Annotated in this window: 5 protein-coding genes; all 5 read right to left on the bottom strand. The window is 44.3% G+C overall.

All coding sequences use genetic code 11. The features are described from left to right. Nucleotides 1–245: 245 nt before the first annotated feature. A complete protein-coding gene (gene oppF, locus AB4653_RS23835) occupies nt 246–1,232 on the bottom strand; it encodes a murein tripeptide/oligopeptide ABC transporter ATP binding protein OppF (RefSeq protein WP_009848634.1) in 987 nt (328 codons plus the stop codon). After that, complete coding sequence (locus AB4653_RS23830) at nt 1,229–2,200, bottom strand: ABC transporter ATP-binding protein (protein WP_009848635.1); 972 nt, start codon at nt 2,198–2,200, stop codon at nt 1,229–1,231. Before AB4653_RS23830 ends, oppF begins: the two co-directional genes overlap by 4 nt. Nucleotides 2,201–2,251: 51 nt before the next feature. Then, entirely contained in the window at nt 2,252–3,154 is a 903-nt protein-coding gene (gene oppC, locus AB4653_RS23825; protein WP_009848636.1) for an oligopeptide ABC transporter permease OppC, read from the bottom strand. A 15-nt stretch (nt 3,155–3,169) separates the two neighbouring features. Beyond that, nucleotides 3,170–4,090: an oligopeptide ABC transporter permease OppB gene (gene oppB / locus AB4653_RS23820; RefSeq protein ID WP_009848637.1), complete on the bottom strand. Its 921-nt coding sequence runs from the start codon at nt 4,088–4,090 to the stop codon at nt 3,170–3,172. Between the two features lie 110 nt (nt 4,091–4,200). Beyond that, the coding region (locus AB4653_RS23815; RefSeq protein WP_372105483.1) for an ABC transporter substrate-binding protein at nt 4,201–5,809 on the bottom strand (1,609 nt) is incomplete at its 5' end.

The raw sequence follows: 5,809 nt of genomic DNA, 5'->3' as shown, positions 1-5,809 counted from the left end.
ATTCTACAATCAAAAATTCTAACGCCGTTATCGAGCGTTTTAACAAGCTAGGATGAGCAGTTATTTACTACGATTGGTATTAGTATAAAAAAAGCCAACTTTTTCTAAACTAGAAGAAGTTGGCTTAGTTGTTCAAATTATTTGATGAAGCTTATTTAATATGGAACTTTAGACACAAAAAAAGCGCGACTCTAATAACTAGTCGCGCTTAAGCCTGTCACAGGCTGAACCGTTTTAAATAGGCTCTAGACTTGTACGTGCAAGCAAGATACTGCGTGAACGTCATCGCCTTGAATAGTTGGCTTAGTTTGCGCACAAGCCTCTGTTGCTTGTGGGCAACGTGTACGGAACACACAACCTGACGGTGGATTGATTGGTGAAGGTAAATCGCCTTCCAACATCTGAATCGTTTTGTTGCGCTCTAGACGAGGATCTGGAATCGGAACTGCAGACATCAACGCTTTGGTGTACGGGTGCTTAGGGTCAGAGAACAAGGCGTCTGATTCACCAAGCTCTACCGCGTTACCTAGGTACATCACCAAGACACGGTCAGAGATGTGTTTAACCACTGACAAATCGTGCGCGATGAATACCAAAGACAAACCTAACTCTTTTTGTAGCTCCTTAAGAAGGTTAACTACTTGAGCTTGGATAGATACATCCAGTGCAGAAACAGGTTCATCACAGATGATCATCTTAGGTTTCAAGATAAGCGCACGTGCAATACCAATACGCTGACACTGACCACCAGAGAATTCATGTGGGTAACGGTTGATTACGTTTGGTAATAGGCCAACCTTTGCCATCATCTCTTTAACTCTGTCCTTTACTTCTTGTTTAGAAAGTTCAGGGAAGAAAGTCTCTAGAGGCTCAGCAATGATATCGCCTACTGACATACGTGGGTTAAGCGACGCTAGCGGGTCTTGGAAGATCATCTGAATCTCTTTACGAGTCTCACGACGCTTCACTTCCTGCATCTTAGTTAGGTCTTGACCTAACCACATCACTTGCCCTTCAGTCGCTTCAACCAAACCGATAATTGCGCGTGCAAAAGTCGACTTACCACAACCAGACTCACCTACCACACCTAGCGTTTCGCCTTCGTAAAGATGAACATCAACACCATCGACTGCTTTAAGGTTTGATGGTTTCGCCCAAGGCCAAGCAGACTTAGCCGCAATGCTAAAGTGAACTTTTAGGTCTTTAATATCTAATAGTAATTCTTTACTCATTTTGTCCAAGTCTCCCAGTCTGAAAAACAAGCACGCTGACGGTCTTTAGCAAATGGCTGCAAAATCGGTGCTTCTTGCTTACAACGGTCCATTACACGGTGACAACGGTCTTGGTAAGGACAACCTGTTGGTAGGCGAAGTAAGTTAGGTGGGTTACCTGGAATCGTCGGTAGAATTTCACCTTCGGTATCCAAACGAGGAATTGCTTTAAGCAGGCCTTCCGCATAAGGGTGGCTTGGCTCGTAGAAGATTTCATCAACCGTGCCATATTCCATTGTACGACCTGCGTACATCACCAGTACTTTGTCACATGAGCCAGCAACAACACCCAAATCATGGGTGATCATGATGATTGCCGTATTGAACTCATCTTTAAGTTCGTTCAGCAATTCCATAATTTGCGCTTGAATGGTTACATCCAGTGCCGTTGTTGGTTCATCAGCGATAAGCAATTTAGGGCGACACAGCAGTGCCATTGCGATCATCACACGCTGACGCATACCGCCCGAAAACTCGTGCGGGTACATAGTGATGCGCTTGCGTGCTTCAGGGATTTTCACCGCTTCCAGCATACGAACTGATTCTTCGAACGCTTCTGCTTTACCCATGCCTTTATGCAGCATCAGTACTTCCATCAGCTGATCACATACTTTCATGTAAGGATTCAGTGACGTCATTGGATCTTGGAAGATCATCGCGATCTGTTCAGCACGTACTTTGTTCAGCTCTTTTTCAGGCAGGTTAAGAATTTCATTGCCTTCAAACTTTGCGCTACCTGAGATGATGCCGTTCTTAGCCAGCAGCCCCATCAGTGCAAATACCGTTTGTGATTTACCTGAACCCGACTCACCAACAATACCCAGCGTTTCGCCTTGGTTAAGTGAGAAGTTCAAGTCGTTTACTGCGGTTACGATACCATCTTGCGTGGTAAATTCGACGCGCAGATCTTTGACATCTAATAAGCTCATCATTGCTTCCTTCAATCTTTTATAGCTTTTGTATTTTTATTTGCTATTTCTTTATCTGTCTTTTGGATCAAGCGCGTCGCGCAGACCATCACCTACGTAGTTAAAGCAGAACAGCGTAACTACCATGAATGCCGCTGGGAATGCCAATTGCCAAATAGCAACTTCCATTGTTTGCGAGCCTTCTTGTAATAGCGCGCCCCAACTTGTCATAGGCTCTTGAACACCAAGACCAAGGAAAGATAAGAATGATTCAGTAAGGATCATGCTCGGAATAAGTAGCGTCGAGTAAACCGCAACAATACCCAATACATTCGGTACGATATGACGTGTAATGATCTTCCATTTACTTACACCACATACGTGAGCAGCCTCGATGAATTCTTTGCTACGTAGACTCAACGTTTGACCACGTACGATTCGTGCCATATCGAGCCAAGCAATAGCACCGATAGCAACAAAGATAAGTACAATATTACGACCAAAGAATGTTACCAGTACGATCACAAGGAACATGAATGGTACTGCGTACAAGATCTCTAGGATACGCATCATCACTCGGTCAGTACGACCGCCAATGAAACCTGAAGCTGCACCGTAAAGCGTACCAATCAGTACCGCTACAAATGCGCCCATCACACCAACCATCAGAGAAATACGGCCGCCAATCATTGTACGAACGTATAAGTCACGACCTAAACTGTCGGTACCAAACCAGTGATCCGCATTTGGGCCTACGTGCATTGCGTACCAGTCAGTATCATCGTAAGCATGCTGCGCCAACATAGGTAAGAAGATTACCGAAAGCACCATGATAATTAGAATGAACAGACTGATCATTGCCGCTTTGTTGCGCATAAAACGAATACGCGCATCTTGCCACAAACTACGACCTTCAATTTCCAAATTCTCAGAGAATTTTTCGATCGCTTCTAAGTTTTCTTTTTTCTTCAACATAACCATGCGTCCCTGCTAGTAGCGAATTTTCGGGTCAATAAGCGCTAGTAAAATATCAACGATAGCGTTGAACAAGATGAATAGGAAACCAATCAAAATGGTTACACCCATTACTAACGAGTAGTCACGGTTAAACGCGGCGTTAACAAACAGCTTACCGATTCCCGGTAGACCAAAGATGGTTTCAACAACAACTGAACCTGTGATGATACCTACGAACGCAGGTCCCATGTATGACACAACAGGTAGCATTGCTGGCTTAAGCGCATGTTTAAGAACGATATAACGGTAACTTAGACCTTTAGCACGAGCAGTACGGATAAAGTTACTGTTTAACGTTTCAATCATGCTACCGCGAGTGATACGAGCAAAGGTTGCTACATATAGAAGAGACATCGCAATAACAGGTAGCACGATGTACACGAAGGTGCCGCCATGCCAACCACCTGCTGGGAATATATTCCAGTGCAGGGAGAAAAGGTAAATAAGCGCTGGTGCCAACACGAAGGATGGCATCACCACCCCGAGCATGGCTGTCGACATTATGGTGTAGTCGACCCAGGTATTGTGCTTCAACGCGGCTATAGTGCCGACGGTGACCCCCATAATTAGCGTAAAGATAAAGGCAACGAAGCCTACCTTCGCAGATACTGGAAGTGCTACAGCAATCAGCTCATTTACTGTGTAATCTTGATATTTGAAAGATGGACCAAAATCACCCTGAAGGATGTTGGTTAAGTACGTGGTGTACTGTTCAAATACTGGTTTATCTAAGCCGTATTTAGCTTCGATGTTAGCCATAACTTCTGGCGGTAATGGACGCTCGCTTGAAAACGGGTTACCCGGTGCGAAACGCATGAGAAAGAAAGATATAGTGATCAACACCAACATCGTTGGAATCGCTTCAAATATCCTTTTCATAATGAATTTAAGCATAAACTCACTCTTTCAGTCTGTGACAATTAAAATTAGAAAGACGCTACATGCGCGTATTACGCATGTAGTGTCTGTATCGTTATAGTTATATTAACTTTTAGAATCGAAGCTTATTGAGCCTTGATGTATAAGTCTTTCGAGAAGATCTTATCTTCCGCGTTATTAGTAGGGAAGCCACCAACGTGCGGATTTAGTAGACGTGATTTCACGTATTGGTAGATAGGTGCGATAGGCATATCGTTAGCCATTAGCGCCTCAGCTTCAAGGTAAAGTGCTTTACGCTCTTCTTCTGAAGTCGAGTTCAGTGCTTTATCAATGATTTGATCGTAAGCCGCGCTGTCGTAGTGAACACCACCGGTAGTGTTGTTACTCTTCATTAGCGTTAGGAATGACGACGCTTCATTGTAGTCACCACACCAACCAGCACGAGCTACTTCGAAGTCACCAGAATCTTTAGAAGATAGGTAAGTTTTCCACTCTTGGTTTTCAAGTGTAACTTTAAGACCCAGTGTTTTCTTCCACATAGAACCTAGTGCTACAGCAATCTTCTTGTGGTTTTCAGAAGTGTTGTACAGTAGGTTGAAGTTTAGTGGATTGTCTTTGCCGTAGCCCGCTTCTTCAAGAAGACGTGCCGCTTCTACGTTACGTTCTTTTTGAGACATTGTACCGTACTGAGGAAGCTCAGGATCGAAGCCCGCCGTGATTTCAGGCGTCAGGAAATATGCTGGTTTTTGACCTTGCGCTAAGATAGCGCCAGTCACGATGTCACGGTCAATTGCGTAAGAGATAGCCTTACGTACGCGAACGTCATCAAATGGAGCTTTCTTCGTGTTGAAGATGTAGTAGTAAGTACACAAGTTACCAGCTACAGATACGTCTTCTGCGTGCTCTTTCTTAAGACGCTTGAAGTGCTCAGTTGGAAGTTCATTTGTGAAGTCGATTTCACCAGATAAGAAACGGTTCATTTCCGCAACTTGGTTTTCGATTGGTAGGAAGGTTACTTTGTTTAGAACAGTTTTGTCGTTGTTCCAGTATTGGTCGTTACGCTTTAGAACTAGACGTTCGTTAACAACCCACTTATCAACAGAGAATGCGCCGTTACCTACGAAGTTACCCGGCTTGGTCCATTGGTCACCGAATTTTTCAACAGTTGCTTTGTGTACTGGCTTCACTGTTGTGTGGCCCATCATCATTACGAAGTATGGTACCGCTGTTTCTAATTCAACAACAAGTGTGTTTGCATCTACAGCTTTAACGCCTAGCTCACTCTTGTCTTTCTTACCCGCTACGATGTCTTTCGCATTCACCATCTTGGTATATTCCATGTACCAAGCGTATGGAGAAGCAGTGGCAGGATCAACTGCACGTTTCCAGCTGTAAACGAAATCTTCAGCTGTTACAGGATCGCCGTTAGACCATTTTGCATCTTTGCGTAGATGGAAAGTGAATGTTTTGTTGTCTGTCGTTTCCCAGCTCTCAGCAACACCAGGGATAGTATTACCTTCACCGTCCTGGTTCACTAGACCTTCTAGAAGATCACGAATTACGTGAGATTCTGGTACACCTTGAGATTTGTGTGGGTCGATAGTCGCAACTTCAGTACCGTTACCGCGAACAAGTTCCTGAACTTTTGCTAGTTCTGTACCTGCTGGAACTTCAGCAGCGATAGAAAGAGTAGAAGTGGCAGCCACTGCCAAACCAGCACCTAGAAGAAGGGCC

Origin of the sequence: Vibrio sp. 10N.222.48.A3 (genome assembly GCF_041475345.1) — a bacterium.
Classification (GTDB): Bacteria; Pseudomonadota; Gammaproteobacteria; order Enterobacterales; family Vibrionaceae; genus Vibrio; species Vibrio tasmaniensis_A.
The sequence above is the reverse complement of the archived record's forward strand: the minus strand, read 5'-3'. Positions and strand labels throughout refer to the sequence as shown.